The sequence below is a fragment of the Hymenobacter sp. HDW8 genome (assembly GCF_011305775.1).
GTDB lineage: Bacteria > Bacteroidota > Bacteroidia > Cytophagales > Hymenobacteraceae > Hymenobacter > Hymenobacter radiodurans.
Genome location: NZ_CP049907.1, coordinates 4,449,940 through 4,468,010 on the forward strand (window position 1 = coordinate 4,449,940; position 18,071 = coordinate 4,468,010).

General features: G+C 56.1%; 11 protein-coding genes. 8 read left to right on the forward strand and 3 right to left on the reverse strand.

What is annotated here, in order from left to right; all coding sequences use genetic code 11:
• Positions 1–108 precede the first annotated feature (108 nt).
• From G7064_RS19010 to G7064_RS19030, 6 genes are all read left to right on the forward strand, one after another.
• On the forward strand, positions 109–3,516 hold the full coding sequence (locus G7064_RS19010) for a DUF4450 domain-containing protein (RefSeq protein WP_166074832.1): 3,408 nt from the start codon (positions 109–111) through the stop codon (positions 3,514–3,516).
• Positions 3,477–3,863, forward strand: coding sequence for a hypothetical protein (locus G7064_RS19015; protein WP_166074833.1), 387 nt, complete (start codon positions 3,477–3,479; stop codon positions 3,861–3,863). Before G7064_RS19010 ends, G7064_RS19015 begins: the two co-directional genes overlap by 40 nt.
• Before the next feature lie 167 nt (positions 3,864–4,030).
• Complete coding sequence (locus G7064_RS21990; protein ID WP_205711143.1) at positions 4,031–5,371, forward strand: hypothetical protein; 1,341 nt, start codon at positions 4,031–4,033, stop codon at positions 5,369–5,371.
• The gene (locus tag G7064_RS21995; protein WP_205711144.1) at positions 5,368–6,171 is read left to right on the forward strand and encodes a hypothetical protein; all 804 of its coding nucleotides are present in this window, start codon (positions 5,368–5,370) and stop codon (positions 6,169–6,171) included. Before G7064_RS21990 ends, G7064_RS21995 begins: the two co-directional genes overlap by 4 nt.
• 222 nt (positions 6,172–6,393) lie before the next feature.
• Positions 6,394–8,055, forward strand: a complete 1,662-nt coding sequence (locus G7064_RS19025; protein ID WP_166074834.1) for a glycoside hydrolase family 28 protein — start codon at positions 6,394–6,396, stop codon at positions 8,053–8,055.
• A gap of 213 nt (positions 8,056–8,268) precedes the next feature.
• Positions 8,269–9,453, forward strand: a complete 1,185-nt coding sequence (locus G7064_RS19030) for a glycoside hydrolase family 88 protein (protein WP_317172787.1) — start codon at positions 8,269–8,271, stop codon at positions 9,451–9,453.
• A 211-nt stretch (positions 9,454–9,664) separates the two neighbouring features.
• On the opposite strand, the gene G7064_RS19035 is transcribed toward G7064_RS19030, so the two are convergent.
• Entirely contained in the window at positions 9,665–12,535 is a 2,871-nt protein-coding gene (locus G7064_RS19035; RefSeq protein WP_166074835.1) for a glycoside hydrolase family 2 protein, read from the reverse strand.
• A gap of 223 nt (positions 12,536–12,758) precedes the next feature.
• Complete coding sequence (locus G7064_RS19040) at positions 12,759–14,951, reverse strand: T9SS type A sorting domain-containing protein (protein WP_166074836.1); 2,193 nt, start codon at positions 14,949–14,951, stop codon at positions 12,759–12,761.
• A 357-nt stretch (positions 14,952–15,308) separates the two neighbouring features.
• Here G7064_RS19040 and G7064_RS19045 point away from each other — a divergent pair, with 357 nt between their 5' ends.
• Positions 15,309–16,076 carry a rhamnogalacturonan acetylesterase gene (locus G7064_RS19045; RefSeq protein WP_166074837.1) on the forward strand — a complete coding sequence of 256 codons (768 nt, stop codon included), beginning with the start codon at positions 15,309–15,311 and terminating at the stop codon, positions 16,074–16,076.
• A 19-nt stretch (positions 16,077–16,095) separates the two neighbouring features.
• The gene (locus tag G7064_RS19050) at positions 16,096–16,947 is read left to right on the forward strand and encodes a rhamnogalacturonan acetylesterase (protein WP_240935595.1); all 852 of its coding nucleotides are present in this window, start codon (positions 16,096–16,098) and stop codon (positions 16,945–16,947) included.
• Between the two features lie 151 nt (positions 16,948–17,098).
• On the opposite strand, the gene G7064_RS19055 is transcribed toward G7064_RS19050, so the two are convergent.
• On the reverse strand, positions 17,099–18,064 hold the full coding sequence (locus tag G7064_RS19055; protein WP_166074839.1) for a glycoside hydrolase family 43 protein: 966 nt from the start codon (positions 18,062–18,064) through the stop codon (positions 17,099–17,101).
• Between the last annotated feature and the right edge of the window lie 7 nt (positions 18,065–18,071).

The following is an 18,071-nucleotide window of genomic DNA, read 5'->3' on the forward strand; positions in this document are numbered from 1 at the left end:
GTCGCTGAAAGGCAGGTAAGGTAAAGCCCGGCTCTCCCAGGAACATAGCCTGGTCAGAGCCGGGTTTTTTGCGGCCCTGGGGGGCAAATTCACGCATAAAAAAGGGTAATGAGTAGATCCGACTGTAGAAAAACCTTCATAAGAAATTCGCTGCCGACACTGGTAGCTGGCTGGCTGGTGGTGGGCATAGGTTGTCTGTTGAGTACCGGCACTCAGGCGCAATCGGCGCCGCCAACTCCACCAGCGCTCTGGCACGATCAGGCCCGCACGCTCCGCTACCGCCCCGACGGCTCCGACTTCATTATTACCAATGGCAACAAACGCTTCACCCGCGCGCTCTACGGCACCAACACCGCCTTCCGCGTAGAAGCCGGCGACCTACCCGAGTTTGCGCTGTACCTGCCTGGCATGGGGGGCAATTTTAAGCTGGGCTTACTAGTCGATGGCCAAAGCAAGTGGCTAATTGAGGCTGATAGCATTGAGGCCCGCTACCGGCCCGGCGCCATGCTCTACGAAGTGAAAGATGCACTGCTGGGAGCCGGTAAGCTACAACTGGAGGTGCTGGCCCAAGCCGACGCGGAAGGCATGCTGGTTCGTGCCACCTTCGATGGTGTGCCCGCCGGGAAAGTTCGCCTGCTGTGGGCCTTCGGCGGCGCTACGGGCAAGAAATTCAGCCGCGACGGCGACATCGGCGCCGACCCCGAATCCAACTTCTACCTCAAGCCGGAGTATTGCCAGGGCAATGTATTTGAGTTAAATAACAACATCTTCCGTCTAACATTCGGCGCCCCACCCAAGCCCCCAAAAAATGAAGCTCTAGTAGCCGAGGCAGCAAGCAAAAAGCCCCCCGTCGCTACCAGCCCAACTGCCCGCCCTACGCTGACAGGCGTTGTTCCACCAACCTCCGAAACGCACATTGCCGATGCTACTCAGCAAGCATCGCCCGCCCAACTCTACGCCTCCAAAAGCTCAACAACCCCTGTTTTAACGGGCGCTGTAAAAGTAGAAGCTGGTGAAGCACTCTATTTCACCATTCAAAAGCCGGAAACGGCCGCCCCGCGCTACAACGAGTTGCCGCAAGCCTGGACGCGCGCCGAGGCTGCCCGGCAAAAGCTAACTAACCGCGTGCGGGTGCAAACCCCTGATCCTTATATCAATACCCTAGGTGGCGCCTTAAGCATTGCCGCTGATGCTATTTGGCAGGACCCAGCTTATCTGCACGGCTCCATTGCCTGGCGCATGCCTCTTAATGGCTGGCGCGGGGCCTATACCGCTGACCCACTCGGCTGGCACGACCGCGCCCAAACCCACTTTCGGGCGTATGCCAAGTCGCAGCTGACTAGTCCGGCGGTGGGTCCGCTGGTCATGGATACGGCCCTGCACTTGGCGCGCCACCAGGAAAAACTGGGAACGGCGGTGTTTAGCAGCGGCTACATTTCGCGCAATCCTGGGGGTGACTTTCGCCCTCATCACTACGATATGAACTTGGTCTATATCGACGCGTTGCTGCGTCACCTGCGCTGGACCGGCGACCTGACCATGGCCCGCGAACTGTGGCCCGTATTGCAGCGCCATCTGGCCTGGGAAAAGCGCAACTTCGACACCGATAATGACGGCCTCTACGACGCTTACGCCGCCATCTGGGCCAGCGACGCCCTGCAATACAGTGGTGGCGCCGTAACTCATTCGTCGGCTTATAACTACCTCGCCAACAAGGTGGCCGCTGAGCTAGCAACACGCTTGGGGCATAACCCGGAGCCATACCAGCAGGAAGCCGCTAAGATTCATCAGGCCCTCAACGCCCGTTTGTGGATGCCGGCCCAGGGTTGGTACGCCGAGTATCAGGATGCGCTGGGGCTGAAGCAACTGCACCCCGCCGCTGCTCTCTGGACGGTGTATCACGCCCTCGATTCGGAAGTGTCGGACGCTTTTCAGGCTTACCAAGCCCTGCGCTATGTGGATACCAGCATTCCGCATATTCCGGTGCGGGCCACGGGCTTGCCGGATGAGGGCTACCATCTGCTTTCCACCACCAACTGGCAGCCCTACGACTGGTCTATCAACAATGTGGCGCTAGCCGAAGTGCTGCATACTACGCTGGCTAACTGGCAGGCCGGGCGCACAGATGAGGCGTTTAAGCTTTGGAAAAGTGCTCTGCTCGAAAGCATGTATTTGGGCTCTAGTCCGGGCAATATTCAGCAGGTGTCCTTCTACGATGCTCACCGCGGCGAGCTGTACCGTGACTTTGCCGACCCTATCGGTGTGGCATCCCGCACACTCTTGGAAGGATTGTTCGGCATTGTACCGGATGCGCTGGGGGGCATTTTGACCATCCGCCCAGGTTTGCCCGCCGCCTGGAACAACGCTGCCCTGTCGGTGCCCGATATCGATTTTGACTTTAAGCGGCAGGGACAGCAAGATGCTTACACTATCACGCCGCGCTTCGCCCAGCCGCTCCGGCTGCGTATGCAGGTGCAAGCCCAGGCCGACGATATTCAGTCGATAACCGTGAACGGGCAGCCCGGTAAGTGGCAAGCGCTAGAGGCAGCTGTAGGTCAGCCGGTTATTGAAATTAATAGCGCGCCAGCCGCGAAATACGAGGTAGCCATAACTTGGCAAGGTGCCGCACCCGACACGGCCGCAATAGCTCCGGTGTACGCCGCCAACAGCCAGCTGGAAGTGCGCTTCCCGCATGCCACCATCACGAAGGTATTCGACCCGCAAAAAGCGTTGCGCAATGCTACGCCAAACGGCTCAGTGCTAACGGCTCAAGTAACTAACTCAACAGGTGCCCGCACTGCCTTTGTGCAGCTCCGTCAGGGCGGACTTACCTGGTGGGCACCGCTGCCTTTTGAGATTCGGGACGCCGTGAAAATTATTGCCGAAAAAGCCCCCCAGCCAAATGGATTGCAGTTCTGGGTACAGAATAATACGGAAGATATAACCGCGAAAGTAACCGTAGGCAATGGTCGCAAACCGTACGTTACCAACCTGAAAATCCCGCGCAGCACAACTGCAGAAATTGCGGTGCCTACTGCCTTCGTGGTGCCCGGCTCCAATGTCGTGACCGTGGAATGGAGCAACGGCCGGGTCGTGGACAAAGTACTGACCTGGGACGCTCCCAAAGTCGCCAAAGCGCGCTATGAAACCGTCAATCTAGCCCCGCATTTTAATGACCAGGTAACGCGAATTTTTCAGAACGTATACCTCTCGCCTCGTCCCGCCGGACCTACGCTCCAACTGCCCACCCAAGGCATTGGCAACTGGTGCTACCCGCTCACCCAAGCCGTCATCGACGACGCCGGTTTGCGCAAGCTGGCGGGGGCAAAAACGAAATTGCGTTGCCCTGGGGTACGCCCTTGCGCACGCCTAGCGCGGCAGGGGAGAAGAACATTCTGTTCGTGTCGCAGTGGGACAATTACGCGGATCAGGCGACAGTGCCGCTGGGGGGCAAATCCAGCCATGCCTACCTGCTCATGGCCGGCTCCACCAATCCTATGCAAAGCCAACTCGTGAACGGCGAAGTGGTGGTAACCTACACCGACGGCACCACCGATACGCTGCCTCTGCGCAACCCCGACAACTGGGCGCCGATTGAGCAGGATTACTTTCAGGATGATTTTGCCTTCGATACAGGAGCCCCCAAACCCTTCCGCCTTCATCTCAAAACCGGCCTGCTCACCCGCGATTTCAAGGACTACACGAGCATCAAAGGCTTCAGCACCCGCGCCATTGATGGTGGTGCCGCCACCGTGCTGGATATGCCCCTCAATCCGAAGAAAAAGCTGCGCAGCCTCACGCTTAAAGCCCTAGCTAATGACGTGGTCATTGGCCTTATGAGCGTAACGCTCGTGCGAGAATAAGAATCAACACGAATGAATATCAACAATCAGAACGTCATGCAGAGGCAAAGCTGAAGCATCTCGCGTGCTGATGCGGGATTAGTAATCTTACTAAACATGCGAGATGCTTCGGCGCCGCCTCTGCATGACGTTCTTTTAATAGCAAATTAGTAATAGCAAATTAGCCCATGCGCCTTCTCCCGAAATTCCTTTCCTGTGTCCTGCTGGCTGGTATCAGTCTGCCCCTTGTTGCTCAGCAAAAACCCATCAACCGCCAAGCTTTGGTGGAGCGCCACCGTGTGATTATCACGAACACCGATACGCTTTCGTCGCTGTCGGTGGGCAATGGGGCTTTTGCCTTCACGGCTGATGTTACGGGGTTGCAAACCTTCCCGACTTACTATGAAAAGGGCGTGCCGCTGGGTACGCAGTCGGAGTGGGGCTGGCATGCGTTTCCGAACACGCAGGACTACAAGTTTGAACAGAGCCTGCGCGAGGTGGAGTTGAATGGCCGCAAGGTGCCGTATGCGGTGCAGGTAAAAACGCCCGGCAACAAGGAAGCCGTTGATTATCTGCGCGCTAATCCGCACCGCTTGCAGCTGGGGAATCTGGGCTTTGTGCTACTCAAAAAGAATGGGCAAGAAGCCACTATTAAAGATCTGCGAGACATCCGGCAGGAGCTAAATCCGTGGACAGGCGAGCTGAAAAGCCACTTTACTCTGGAAAACGTGCCGGTCGATGTCGTGACCGTAGGGCACCAAGAACAGGATGCAGTAGCCGCGCGCGTGGAGTCGGATTTGATAAAATCGGGCCGCTTGAAAGTGGTGCTACGCTTCCCATTCCCGACGGCCGGCTGGGCTGATATGGGCACTGATTACACCAAACCTGATCAGCATAAATCAGCCATAGCCGAGCAGAAAAAAGGTGCTGCTCTGATTTCTCACCAACTGGATACCACCAAATACTATGCGGCGCTGAGCTGGGTGCAGTCGGCAACGGTGGCGGCGGGCAAAGCGCACGAATTTGTGCTCACACCCGGCAAAAGCGAAAAGGTGCTGGAATTCACCTGTCGTTTCTCGCCTCGTCCGCGCTCCACGCCTGCCCCAACCTTCGCCGCCACGCGTCAGAACAGCCAGCAGCAGTGGGTGACTTTTTGGCGGAGCGGTGGAGCCGTTGATTTCAGCGGCACCACTGATCCGCGGGCTAAAGAGCTAGAGCGGCGCATTGTGTTGTCGCAGTACCTCACGAAACTGCAAGGTGCCGGCTCACAGCCGCCCCAAGAAACCGGGTTGGTACTTAACAGCTGGTACGGCCGACCGCACCTGGAAATGCACTGGTGGCACTCGGCTCACTTTGCGTTGTGGGGTCGCCCGGCGTTGCTCGAAAAAAGCCTGACTTGGTATGCCCGCCCCGATGTACAAGCTGTAGCGCGCGGCATTGCTAAGCGCCAAGGGTACGAGGGTGTGCGGTGGCAGAAAATGACTGATCCGTGGGGCCAGGAAGGACCTTCGTCGGTGGGGCCTTTTTGATTTGGCAGCAGCCCCACTTCATCTACTTCGCCGAGGAAATCTACCGGCAGCGCCCCGATGCGGCTACGCTAAAGCTGTATCAAGATCGGGTGTCGGCCACGGCTGATTTCATGGCTTCGTATCCGTTTTTTGAGAAGGAAAAAGACCGCTACATTCTGGGCAAAGGGGTGATTCCAGCGCAGGAACGCTTTAAAGCCGAAGAAACTTTCAACCCAACCTTCGAGCTGGTGTACTGGAATTGGGCCCTCAACACGGCCCAGCAATGGCGCGTGCGTCAGGGCCAGCCGCGCAACCCCAAGTGGGATGCCGTCCTGCAAAAGCTCTCGAAGCTGCCCCAAGCCAACGGTGTTTACTTAGCCACCGAAAGCGCCCCTGATTCTTACACCAACCCCGAGTTCAAAACCGACCACCCATCCGTGCTGGCCGCCCTGGGCGTAATGCCCGCCACCGGCCAAGTTGAACCCGCCACCATGCGCCGTACCTTCGACCTTATTTGGAAGGATTGGAGCTGGGATAAAACCTGGGGCTGGGACTTCCCCATGACCTCCATGACCGCCACCCGCCTCGGCCTGCCTGACCGCGCCGTCGACGCGTTGCTCATGAAAGTGCGCACCAATACTTACCTGCCCAGCGGCCACAATTACCAGGAAGGTCGTTTGCCCATTTACCTGCCCGGTAACGGTGGTTTATTGGCGGCCGTGGCCCTCATGTGCGCCGGCTACGATGGCTGCAAAGAAGCAAATCCCGGCATTCCCAAGGGCTGGAAAGTGCAGTGGGAAGGCTTAAGCAAAATGCCTTGAGGTAGAACGAAAACTCCCTTCCTCAGCTGAGGAGGGGACGCCGCGCTGAAGGCGCGGCTGGGGTGGTCGAAGGCGTTGCTGATGTTGTTTACCTGAACCATCTAATCCCGAATCGTTCAACGAGCCAACCACCCCTAACCCCTCCTCAGCTGAGGAGGGGAACTAGCTCTCTAGCCTTCTAACTTTAGTAATCAATTTCCTTTCCGTTACTCTCCCTTTGCTATGATAAAACGCCTCGCTCTTTTTAGCCTGCTGACGCTGCCCACGCTGGCTACTGCCCAGACTTCTTTTACGCCAAATTTGCCCCCCGTCAAAACTACGTCCTTCCGGGCCGACACGTTTTCGATTGCTAAGTATGGCGCGGTGGCCGACGGGGTAACTTCCAACACTGCGGCCTTGCAGCAAGCGATTGATGCCTGTGGCCAAAAGGGTGGGGGCGTGGTGCTGGTACCGCGCGGACACTGGCGCACTGGCCCCATTGAGTTGCGCAGCAATGTGAACCTGCACATTGCCGAAGGAGCATTGGTGCAGTTCAGCGATAAGATGGCTGACTACAAGCTGATCAAAACTAACTGGGAAGGTTTGGCCGCGGTGCGCAATCAGCCGCAGATTTATGGCAAGAACCTCGAAAACGTAGCTGTTACCGGCAAAGGCATTGTGGATGGCGCAGGCGAGGCGTGGTACATGGTGCAGAAAGGTCGCTCCACGGAGTCGGAGTGGAAGCAGCTGGTGGCGTCGGGTGGCGTGCTGAACGAGAAGCAGGACCGCTGGTACCCCTCGCCGCAAAGCCTGAAGGGTACGCTGGTAAAAGAAGCTGGTGTGCTCAGCGAAGAGAAATCTGAAATCAAGGATTTTGAGGAAATAAAGGATTATCTGCGCCCGGATATGCTGGTGCTCGATCACTGCAAACGGCTACTGCTGGAAGGTGTGACGTTCCAGAACTCGCCGGCCTGGACCCTGCACCCCATGATGAGCGAAGATGTAATCGTACGTAATGTGACAGTGTTTAACGGCCCCTACACGCCCAATACCGATGCACTGGATTTGGAGTCCTGCAAAAATGGGTTGGTAGAAGGCTCCACGTTTGATGTAGGCGACGATGCGATTTGTATCAAATCGGGGCGCAATGAGCAGGGGCGGCAGCGGGCCATGCCCACCGAGAACTTTATCATCCGCAACTGCAAAGTGTACCGGGCCCACGGCGGCTTTGTGATTGGCTCCGAAATGTCGGGCGGCGCGCGCAATATCTATGTCTCCAACCTCACATTCATCGGCACCGATATTGGCTTGCGTTTCAAAACGACGCGGGGCCGGGGCGGCGTGGTGGAGAATATATTCATCGAAAACGTAGACATGAAAGATATTCTCGGCGAGGCTATTCTCTTCAACATGTACTACATGATCAAGGACCCCACGCCGCAGGTAGCAGGCTCCAAAGAACGGCCCGTTTCACCGGCCAAGCCGGTGGATGAAAGTACCCCGCAATTCCGCAAAATTCAGATTCGCAACGTAACCTGCAACGGCGCCAAAACCGGTATCATGGTGCGTGGCTTGCCCGAGATGAGCATCAAAGACATCAGCATCGAAAACGCAGTGCTGCAGAGTCAGCAGGGCTTGGTGTGCATTGAGGCAGACAATATTCAGCTGCGCAACGTGACGTTGCTAACGCAGAAAACCGACCCGGTAATGGAAGTGCACAACAGCCAGAATATCACCCTCGATAACATCAAATATGCCCCCCAGGCGGCCGTGCTCCTGCGCGTATCGGGTGCCGATAAAGCCAAGAATGTGCGGCTTACCAATACGGATGTTTCGAAGGCGAAACTAGGTGTGGAGTTTGGCGAAAAGGTGAAGAAGAAAGCTGTGGTCGTCTCCAAAAAGTAAGCCGCTAAGGCTGAGTGGAAATACCTATAAAAATCAAAAGGCGGTCATGCAGAGCGCAGCGAAGCATCTCGCGTGCTGATGACTGATTACTACTCTTACTAAACACGCGAGATGCTTCGCTGCGCTCTGCATGACGGTCGACTTTTATGACCATATAAAAAATCATTTCTGAGCTAATAAGTCTCAAAAAAGCCCCCCAGACGAGTTTTCTGTATGAAAAAAAACCTGCTGCTTTCGCTGTTGTTTCTGCTGCTTTGTCCAGCGGTTTTTGCCCAGAATAAGTCTGCCGCGCTGTCGCAGCGCATGGTGGATTCGTTTATCAAGCGCTACCCCGATTCGCTGGGGCTGGAGCAGAATAAAGTGGCTCGCTGGGGCTACGAGCAGGGCCTGATGCTGAAGGCCATCGAACGCGTGTGGGAGCGCACTGGCGAGCGGAAATACCTCGACTACATTGTGCGTACAATTGACTACTCCATTGGCGAGGACGGCTCGATTCAGCGTTACAAATACGAGGATTTTAACCTTGATAATATCAACACTGGCCGCATATTGCTTACGCTAAGTCAGCAGCCGGGCTTACAGCAGGAAAAGTACCTCAAAGCCGCCCACCGCCTGCATCAGCAGCTTGATGCCCAGCCGCGCACGAAGGCGGGCGGCTACTGGCATAAGCAGCGCTACACCAACCAGATGTGGCTGGATGGCCTATACATGGCAGAGCCTTTTTCCACCGAGTATAGTAAGCTATTTAAGCAGCCAAAAGGATTTGATGAAGTAGCCAAACAGTTTGCGCTAATCGAGAAAAACCTGGTCGATCCGAAGACTGGGCTGCTTTACCACGGCTACGATGAGAGCCGCACGGAACAATGGGCCAATAAGCAAACTGGCTTGTCGCCCAACTTTTGGGGGCGCGGTATGGGGTGGTATGCAATGGCGCTGGTAGATGTGCTCGACTACTTTTCCAAAGACCATCCCGAGCGGACCAAGCTCATTAAGTATCTGCAACGGTTGGCTCCCGTGCTGGCGAAGTATCAGGACCCCAAAACCGGCGCGTGGTGGCAAGTGTCCGACCAAGGTACTCGGGCGGGCAACTACGTGGAGGCTTCGGCTTCGTGCATGTTCGTATACGCGCTAGCTAAGGGCACCCGCCTCGGCTACCTGGATAAGTCTTTCCAAAAAGTAGCCGATAAAGGCTATCAGGGCATCCTGAAGCAGTTTGTGCAAACCGAACCCGATGGACTGCTGACGCTGAATGGCACGGTGAGCGTAGGCGGTCTGGGGGGCAAACCTTACCGCGACGGCAGCTACGAATACTACCTCAGCGAGCCTATCCAGAAGAATGATTTCAAGGGTGTAGGACCGTTTATTATGGCCAGCGTGGAGATGGAGATGGTGAAGTAGAGTAAGCAGGTGAAGTAGACTAAGCAATAGTCGAGGTGCCGAAGAACGCATCTCGACTATTAAAAAGAACGTCATGCAGAGGTGGACCCGAAGCATCTCGCGTGCTGACATTGGATTAGTAATCCTGGTAAACACGCGAGATGCTTCGGCTCCACCTCTGCATGACGTTCTTTTTGGCTGTTATGACTAAGAGGATCTTGCCTTTCTCTGCTTAAAACAAATCGTTCTTGGCGGGGACGGTGTAGGGCTGGGGCGTGCCGGTTGTTTTGGGCAGGCCGAAGAAGAAATAAAGCGTGCGTTTTGTGGAGCCGTTGAGGTGGTTTAGCTCGCTGTTGGGACCCAGATTTTTCGTGTTAGCGTCGATGTTCAAGGCGAGCTTGGTGCCCAGGGGCGGAATGGCGTCGAGGAAGGATAAATTGCCCCCCGGCAGGTCGGGGCTGGACTTGACGCCGGAGAGGCCGTAGAAATCGAAGAGGCGCACGAACAGGCCTTTGTCGGGGCTGGCAACCAGGAACTTGCCTTCCACGGTGTTCATCTCCAGCCAAGTGATATCGGCAAAGTAGCCTTTGAACTCAGGGTAAATCCAGGGGGCGGCGCCCGTTTGGGTGTTGTTGTAGGCGTTTTCCCACACGTCGGTATTTACGCCCTGCAAGCGGTTTTTCCAGACGCGGTAGGGACCTTTGCCCAGCCATTTGGCCCCAATTACGAAGTTTTCGGGGTAGGTGAAACTCAGGCCGGCGAAGGGGAAATCGCCTTGCAGTGCGTACTCGTAATCGAGCTGGAGCCAACCGCTGCCGTACATTTTCCAGCGCACCGTTTTTAAGTCGCCCTGATAGCTGGCCTCGATTACTTCGCCGTCGGCCTCAGTGCGGCGCCGCAGACCCGTGAACTTGGCTTGACCGGCAGCTAAAATGGGGCCGTTGCCGAAGGAAAGCTTGTCGCCGCTGTTGCCTTTCAAGCCCGTGATGTGGCCGTTGGTTTTGTTGAAAGTGACGGTGATGTTACTGGCTTTGAGCGTGAGTGTGCTGTCGGTTTCGGTGGTTTCGATGGGCTGTTTTTCCTTCTCCTGAAGCGTGAGTATGTTGCGGAGAAGTTGCTTATTGGTGCCAGTTGACCACGTCCATTTGTACACCAGGTTTTTCTGCGGGTCGAAAGCGAAGAGTACTAGTGCATCGTAGTTTTTCCAGTCTCTGGGCAAACCGAGTTTGAGTTTGCCTTTCGCTAAAGGGGCAACTTTGGGGCTGTCGACGCGGTTTTTTTTCATGGTGGTCGAGCCCGTGAAGGTCTCGCCGGGCAGGCGGTAATTCACCAACTCCCACTGGAAAAAACACTGACTAAGGTTGTTGAAATGGTAGCGATTTTCCACCTCCACGGTGCCGTTAAACTTGTTAGGAAGTTCCTTCAAATCAATCTTGATGGGCGAGAAAATCTCGCGGATGGCGTAGAAGCTGCCTTCCTTTTCGCGGTGCGGGCCCACCACGCCGTCGGGGGCATTCACGCCGTTTACGTCTATGATATTGCGCTGGTCGGTGCGCACGATTCCCTCATCGACTAAGGCCCACAAAAAGCCCCCCGCCGAGCGTTGGGAAGCCCAGTGCAGCTCCCAGAAGTCGTGCAGACCCACGGCCGCGCCGCCGTCGTCTTGGGCGTGCAGAAACTCGGTGGGCATGTAAATCAGCGAGTCGGCCAGGATTTTCTGCGAGCTGTAGTAGTTCTCGTAGTGGTTGCAGTCGATGCCGTTGTGCTGGTTGCCTGGGCGGTGGTGGGCGTGAATAACGGGGCGGTTGGATAGGTCATATTGTCCGTAGTCGTCGTCCAGCTCTTTGTTGTGGCCGCCTTCGTTGCCGTTGCTCCAGAAGATGATGCTGGGATGATTCACGTCCTTCTGCACCATTTCCTTTACCAGCTTCGCGCCGGCGGGCGTGCTGTAGGCTTTCTGCCAACCGGCTAGCTCGTCGAGCACGTACAGTCCCAGCGAGTCGCAGAGGTCCAGGAACTTGGCGTCGGGCGGGTAGTGCGACATGCGCACGGCGTTCATATTCATCTCCTTCATCAGCCGCACATCCATCAGGTGAATAGAGTCGTTGAGGGTGCGGCCGGTTTCCGGCCACCAGCTGTGGCGATTGATGCCTTTGAATTTGACTTGCGTGCCGTTTACATACACGCCTTTGCCTCGGCGGATTTCGATAGTGCGAAAGCCAAAGCGCTCGGAAGTCTGATACAACTTTTGCCCCCCAGCCTGCATCGTCACGTTCACGCGGTACATATTCGGCGTTTCGGAGGTCCAGAGCTGCGGCTTGGTGACTGTAGTTTTGAGCTGCACCAGCGTATCCTGGGCGCTGGCTTGGCCCCGCGCCGTACCTACTACTGCGCCCTGCGCATTCACGATGTCGGCCTGCACGTCGGTAGCTTGGCGTAGACCCTTCAGGGCTACGTTCATCTTAAACGAGCCGTCGGCGCGGGCATCAATGGCTAGCTGGGGGGCAAATTGCTTGGGAAATGCTTCCAAGTATACGGGCCGGAAAATGCCACCGAAAATCCAGTAGTCGGCCAAGCGCTCGGCGTTGTTCACGGAAGCGTCGGCCGACATTTTGCTCACCGTTACTTCCAGCACATTGGGCTTGTCGAAGTTCAGCTTATCGGAGAGGTTGTATTTGAAACGGTAAAAAGCCCCCTGATGAATGGGCCCAGCCAGTTGCCCGTTTATTTTGACTTCGGTATCCGTCATGGAGCCCTCAAATACAATAAACACCTCCCGGTCGCGCCACTCGGCGGGCACTTGGAAGGTGTGCTTGTACAGGCCTTTCTCGTCGGCGAAGCGGAAGTTTTTGCCGTAGGTTTTGTAGTCGCGGCCGTAGTTGTAGCTGCCAAAACCCTGCTGCTCCCAGCACGATGGCACCTGAATCTTGGTCCAGAAGCCGCTTTTTCGCCCCCCGGTGCAGTAAAAATCCCAGGTGGCGGTGTGCATGTTATCGGTGCCGGAGAGGTAGCGAACCTGCTTTTGCGGGGGTGCTTGAGCGGTGGCATTGCCACCCCAGAGCAGCGTCAAACAGGTGAACCAGGTCAGCAGATTGGTTTTCATAATCAGTAGCTCAGAAGGGCAGAAGGGGCATTTAGGTAGCCAACTTAGGCCAGATTTCTTCTGCGTGCTACCTGTAGTATCCTGCTTCGTCCTGAACTCACCGCATTTTTCCTATCTGGGGGGCTTTTTTGTTCGTGCCGGCTTCCTCTTAGTGGTTTTACAAGCCACAAAAAAGGGGCGCTGACAATATCGTCAGCGCCCCTTTCTAACTTAATGGAGTCGATTATTCCTTGGATACTTGGATGGTTTGCACACCGTCGGTGGAGTGCACCTTCACCGTGTACAAGCCTGCCTTCAAGCTGGCCCCAATTGTATTCGCCGGCTCGCCCGCGCCCTGCTCTACTACTTGTCCGAAGTTGTTGTACACTTCGTAGGTGAATGCACCAGGGGCGTTAATGTGGAACGAGCTAGTGGTGGGGTTAGGATATACGGTGGCTGAGGTAGCCGCTTTTTCCCCTACCGGACTGCTGACGCTGGCCAGTGTCATGCCGTCGCCCAGGTAGAAGCCGGGATGCGGGGGCTGGTTATAGCCCACGTTCTGCCACGCAATGCTCAGGCGGTACACGGGGTCGTGCATGAGCGTGGTGAGGCGGTAAGTAGTAGGAATCGTAGTCGTAAAAATCAGCAACTCCTCGTTGTTGGTGTTGCGCCAGATAACTTCCTCCCGCCAGTCGCCAAACAAGTCGGCGCTCAGGTTAGGCGTTGCTTTTGTGCCATTATTTGAGCCGGCGCCAAGCGTAGCAGCGGGTAGCAAAGAGTTGGTACGGCTGTTCAGCCAGTCCCATTTGTTGATATCAGTGCCATTGAGTTGTTCACGCAGCAAGTCGCCATCCCACCACACGCCGAAGTTGATGCTGTTGGGCTTGACAGTTGAAATCTGAACCCCTTTGGCCGAGTACAGCCCGCCGCGGGTGCTCCACGATTCGGTGCCCAACGTGCGAGGGTCAACGTCCATCGTTACACCTCGGCCTACATCACCCTGATTAGGACCCGGTGCGCCCCAAATCAGGGTGCCAGTGCGCGCATCACGGAAGTCATTGGGAGCCGAGCCGTATTGTGCCTGGGTTTCGTGCACAGAGAATATTTCCAGGCCCGGCCGGTCTGGGTCGAGGTCCGATACGTGCATGGCGTCGCCGTGGCCGCGGCCTGTGGTATACAAGCCTTTACCGTCGTCGTCGATGGCGCAGGCGCCGTACACGATTTCATCTTTGCCATCTTCGTCTACGTCCGCAACGGCCAGGCTATGATAGCCCTGGCCGCGGTAGGCTAGGTTGCCGGGAGTGCCGTCGTTACTATCAAAGGTCCAGCGCTCGGTGAGCTGTCCGTTCTTGAAGTCCCAGGCCACCAGCACGGTGCGCGTGTAGTAGCCGCGGCACATAACCAAGCTAGGATTTACGCCGTCGAGGTAAGCCACGGCAGCCAGGAAACGGTCGATTCGATTGCCGTAATTGTCGCCCCAGATGGTATTGATTTGGGCTGGCGTGGGGTTGTCGCCCACCGTGGGATGGCGCTGCGGCAGGTAGCGTACGCTGGGATAAGCGGCGCCGGTAAGGCCATTAAAAACCGTCAGGAACTCCGGCCCGCGCAGAATGTAGCCAGCCGTGTTACGATGGTCAGCGCTGGCGTCGCCCAACACCTGGCCCGTGCCATCAATGGTGCCATCCGCCGTTTTGCAGGCTACTTCCGCCTTGCCGTCACCGTCCAGATCGTACACCATAAACTGGGTATAGTGTGCGCCCGCCCGGATATTTTTGCCTAGGTCAATGCGCCACAGACGCTCGCCGTTGAGCTTGTAGGCGTCCAGAATAACGTTGCCCGTAAAGCCGCTCAGCGAGTTGTCTTGCTGATTGGAGGGATCCCACTTTACTACGATTTCGTAGGTGCCGTCGCCGTCCATATCGCCCACGGAGCAGTCGCCGGGGCTATAGGTGTAGGCTGCGCCGTTGGGGGTGGTGCCGCCGGCTGGGCGCTGCAAGGGCAAGCGCATAAACTGTTGGCCCCATACTCCGGTGGTTTCCGGGTTCGAGGATTCCTGACCGTGTCCTGGTCCGCCGTTGCGCACGGCACGCACAAAGTACGTTGCGTCCTGGATGCCGGCCGCAGTTTCGTCTACCCAGTTGGTGCTCTCCGTAATGGGAGTGGTGTTCAGCTTAACCGTTTCGCCGTCGGCCGTTTTGCGAAACAGGTTAAAGCCGACTTCCGGATTATCCGTGGCTAACAGGCGCCAGCTCACGAATACTTTGCTCTCGTCGAGCTTGACGGCCACAATGCCGCGCCCGAGCTTTTCGAGTTGGCGTTGGGCGGTCTGGGGGGCTTTTTTCTTACCTTGCGCGACGCTCATAAAGGGCGTGCCCGTTGCAGCTAGCAAAGCGCAAAAGGCAATATTACGCTTGAGCCATGGTAGGTTTTTAAGCATAGTAATGGGGTTGGAAGTGGAAATTGGGTAGGTCGGAAATACATGCACACCGGGTGATAGTGCACTTATCAAAGCTGACCAATAAAATTCCACGATGTGTCCTGCAGTGTCCTGTCTATAACATTTTAATGATCAGTGTATTCTGACAGCCTGCTACAGGTGCCCGCTGCTTCCTGCAGGGCCCGATACTACTTTCCTGCTGGTCCAAAATCACGACGCGGAGGACTACAAAAGCTTTAATCTGGGCTGTCGAAGTAGTGCTTCGGTTGCTGGCGCACACCGAACAGTACAGGAGAGTTGCGGTAAGGCGAAGCTTTTCCTTGCTGATCGATTCATTTGCCTACTGGTGCGTTGTTTATGAAAAAGCTCGTCGTTCTGTTTGCGCTACTTGGCTGCCTGACGGCATTCGTTCAATCGGCCGAGACCAAGCCCACGCTCTACCTCATCGGCGACTCCACCGTCAACAATTCGCACTTGCCACAAATGGGCTGGGGAAGCAAGCTGGGGGGCTTTTTTGACACCACGCGCATTGCTATTGCCAACCACGCTATGGCTGGCCGCAGCACGCGCACCTTCGTGTCGGAAGGGCGCTGGCGGCGCGTCGATTCGCTGCTGCGGCCCGGCGACTTTCTCATCATGCAGTTTGGCCACAACGAAGGCAGCGAGCCCGACACTACCAAAGCCGGCCGGCGTGGCGTGCTGCGCGGCACCGGTGAAGAAACCAAGAGCTTAACTTGGCCCAATGGCCGCCAGGAAACGGTGCACACCTACGGCTGGTATCTGCGCTCTTTTATTCGGGGGGCAAAAGCGAAGGGCGCCACGCCCATTGTGGCCTCTATGATTCCGCGCAACCAGTGGAAAGACGGCAAGGTGAAGCGGGCCAATCAGGATTTTGGTAAATGGGCGGCTGAAGTAGCGCAGCAGGAAGGGGTGCAGTTCATTGACTTGAATAAAATCACAGCCGACAAATACGACAAAATGGGCCCCGAGGAAGTCGCCAAACTATTCGCCGGCGACCACACCCACACCAACGAAGCCGGAGCGCGCATCAATGCCGAATCGGTGGTATCCGGTATTAAAGAACTTAAGCGGCTGCCTCTGCGAAGCTTTCTCGCCAAACGCTAATTTATTCCTTCACTTAGCTATGAAAACGACGACGCCCGCTGCCGCTGTATTGTCAGTTTTTTCGAAGAAAAGAGGCCGCAAACTGAACGGCCTTCTGCTTCTTTTTGCGGTGTTTATCTCGTTGGCTTTTCTGCAAAAAGAACGGCCAAAACCCACACTCTACCTCATCGGCGACTCAACTGTGAAAAACGGCAAAGGCAACGGCGACGGCGGCCTCTGGGGCTGGGGGGCTTTTTTGCCCGCGCACTTCGATACTACCCGCCTTGCCATTCGCAACGCAGCTTTGGGTGGCACCAGCAGCCGCACGTTTCGCACTAAAGGCTTGTGGGCCGATGTGCAAACCAAGCTGAAGCCCGGCGACTTCGTCATTATGCAGTTCGGCCACAACGACAATGGTCCCCTGGCTGATACCGCCCGTGCCCGCGGCACCATCCGTAGCAATGGCAACGAAAGCCAGGAGATTTATAATCCCATTACCAAGCAGCAAGAAGTAGTGCACAGCTACGGCTGGTATCTGCGCCAGTACATTGCCGAGGCCAAAGCTAAAGGCGCCACCGTCATTGTATGCTCGCTTATTCCGCGCAACCAGTGGCAAGACGGCAAAGTGAAGCGCGCCGACGCCGACTACGGCCAGTGGGCAGCGGCAGCCGCTAAGCAAGGTGGCGCGTATTATATCGACTTAAACAACCGCGTGGCCGATAAATACGACGCGGAGGGCGAGCAAAAAGTACGCGCAACCTACTTCAACACCCAAGACCACACACACACCATCGAGGCCGGTGCGAAGCTGAACGCGGCCATCGTGGCGGAGGGAATTCGCGACCTCAAAAAATGCCCCCTACAGAAGTACTTGGTAAAAAAGGCAGGGTAGATTGTTAATCAGGCGGTCATGCCGAGCGCAGCGAAGCATCTCCCGTGCTGATGTGAGGTTACTAATCCTGGAAAGCACGCGAGATGCTTCGCTGCGCTCGGCATGACCGCCTGATGATGGCGGGTACATAATCGCATAACTGTTCTAGCAATTACTGCTTTAGCAGCAAATCCAGTTCCTTCTGCGATACTTGAATGACGGTGCCGTGGCGGGCGCCGGCCGGGAAGCGCACTTGATCGGAAACATCAGTCCAGGTTTTGAGGTCAGTGGAGCGAACGGCGCCGTACTTGCGCTCGGTGTATTTATCGAAGTACACCAGCCATTCTTTGCTTAGCTGAATAGCAGTAGGGCCTTCTGCCCAATACTTGCCGGTGATGGGAGCGGAGGCTTTGCCGTACGGGCCCAGTAAATTATTACTGAAAGCTACCTTAAGGTTCTTTTGAGCGGGCTCGCGGGTTTCGTCTTTCAGAATCATGACGTAGCGTTTGCCGTCGCGCTGGATAGTGGCATCAATGGAGTTGAAGCCCGGCTCGTACAGCAGCTTTGTGTCGCCGAAAGTCTTGAAGTCCTTGGTCGTGACGTAGTAAATACGGTGGTTGTAAGCTTTGTCGGCGGTGCTCTGTGTTTCGGGAAATTTGCCAGTAATGGTAGTGGCCCAGTAGATGAGATAAGTGCCCGTTTTTTCATCGAGCGTAATTTCAGGCGCCCAACAATTACGCGCTTCGGGCTCGTGCTGCATCACCGGAATAAACTGCTGCGCCGACCAATTCACCAGGTCTTTGGAAGTGGCGTAACCGATGCCCTTATCGTTCCAGCTCACCGTCCAGACCATGTGAAATAGCCCATCTTTGCCCCGAATCACGCAAGGGTCACGCATGAGCTTATCCTTGGCGACTGTAGGCCGCAGGAAGGTGCTGTCCTTTTTCAGCGCCGACCAGGTGTAGCCATCCTGGCTGTGCGCTAGGTGTAGACCATCTTGTCCGTTGCCTTTGAAGTAGGCAAAAACCAGTGCCTGTCCTTTCGGTAAAGCCTGCTGAGCAAGCGCACCAAAGCTGATAAAAAAACTGATGATAAGCGGGAAAGCCTTCGGGCTTTTTGAGGAGAAAAATGGCGGCATCTGGGGG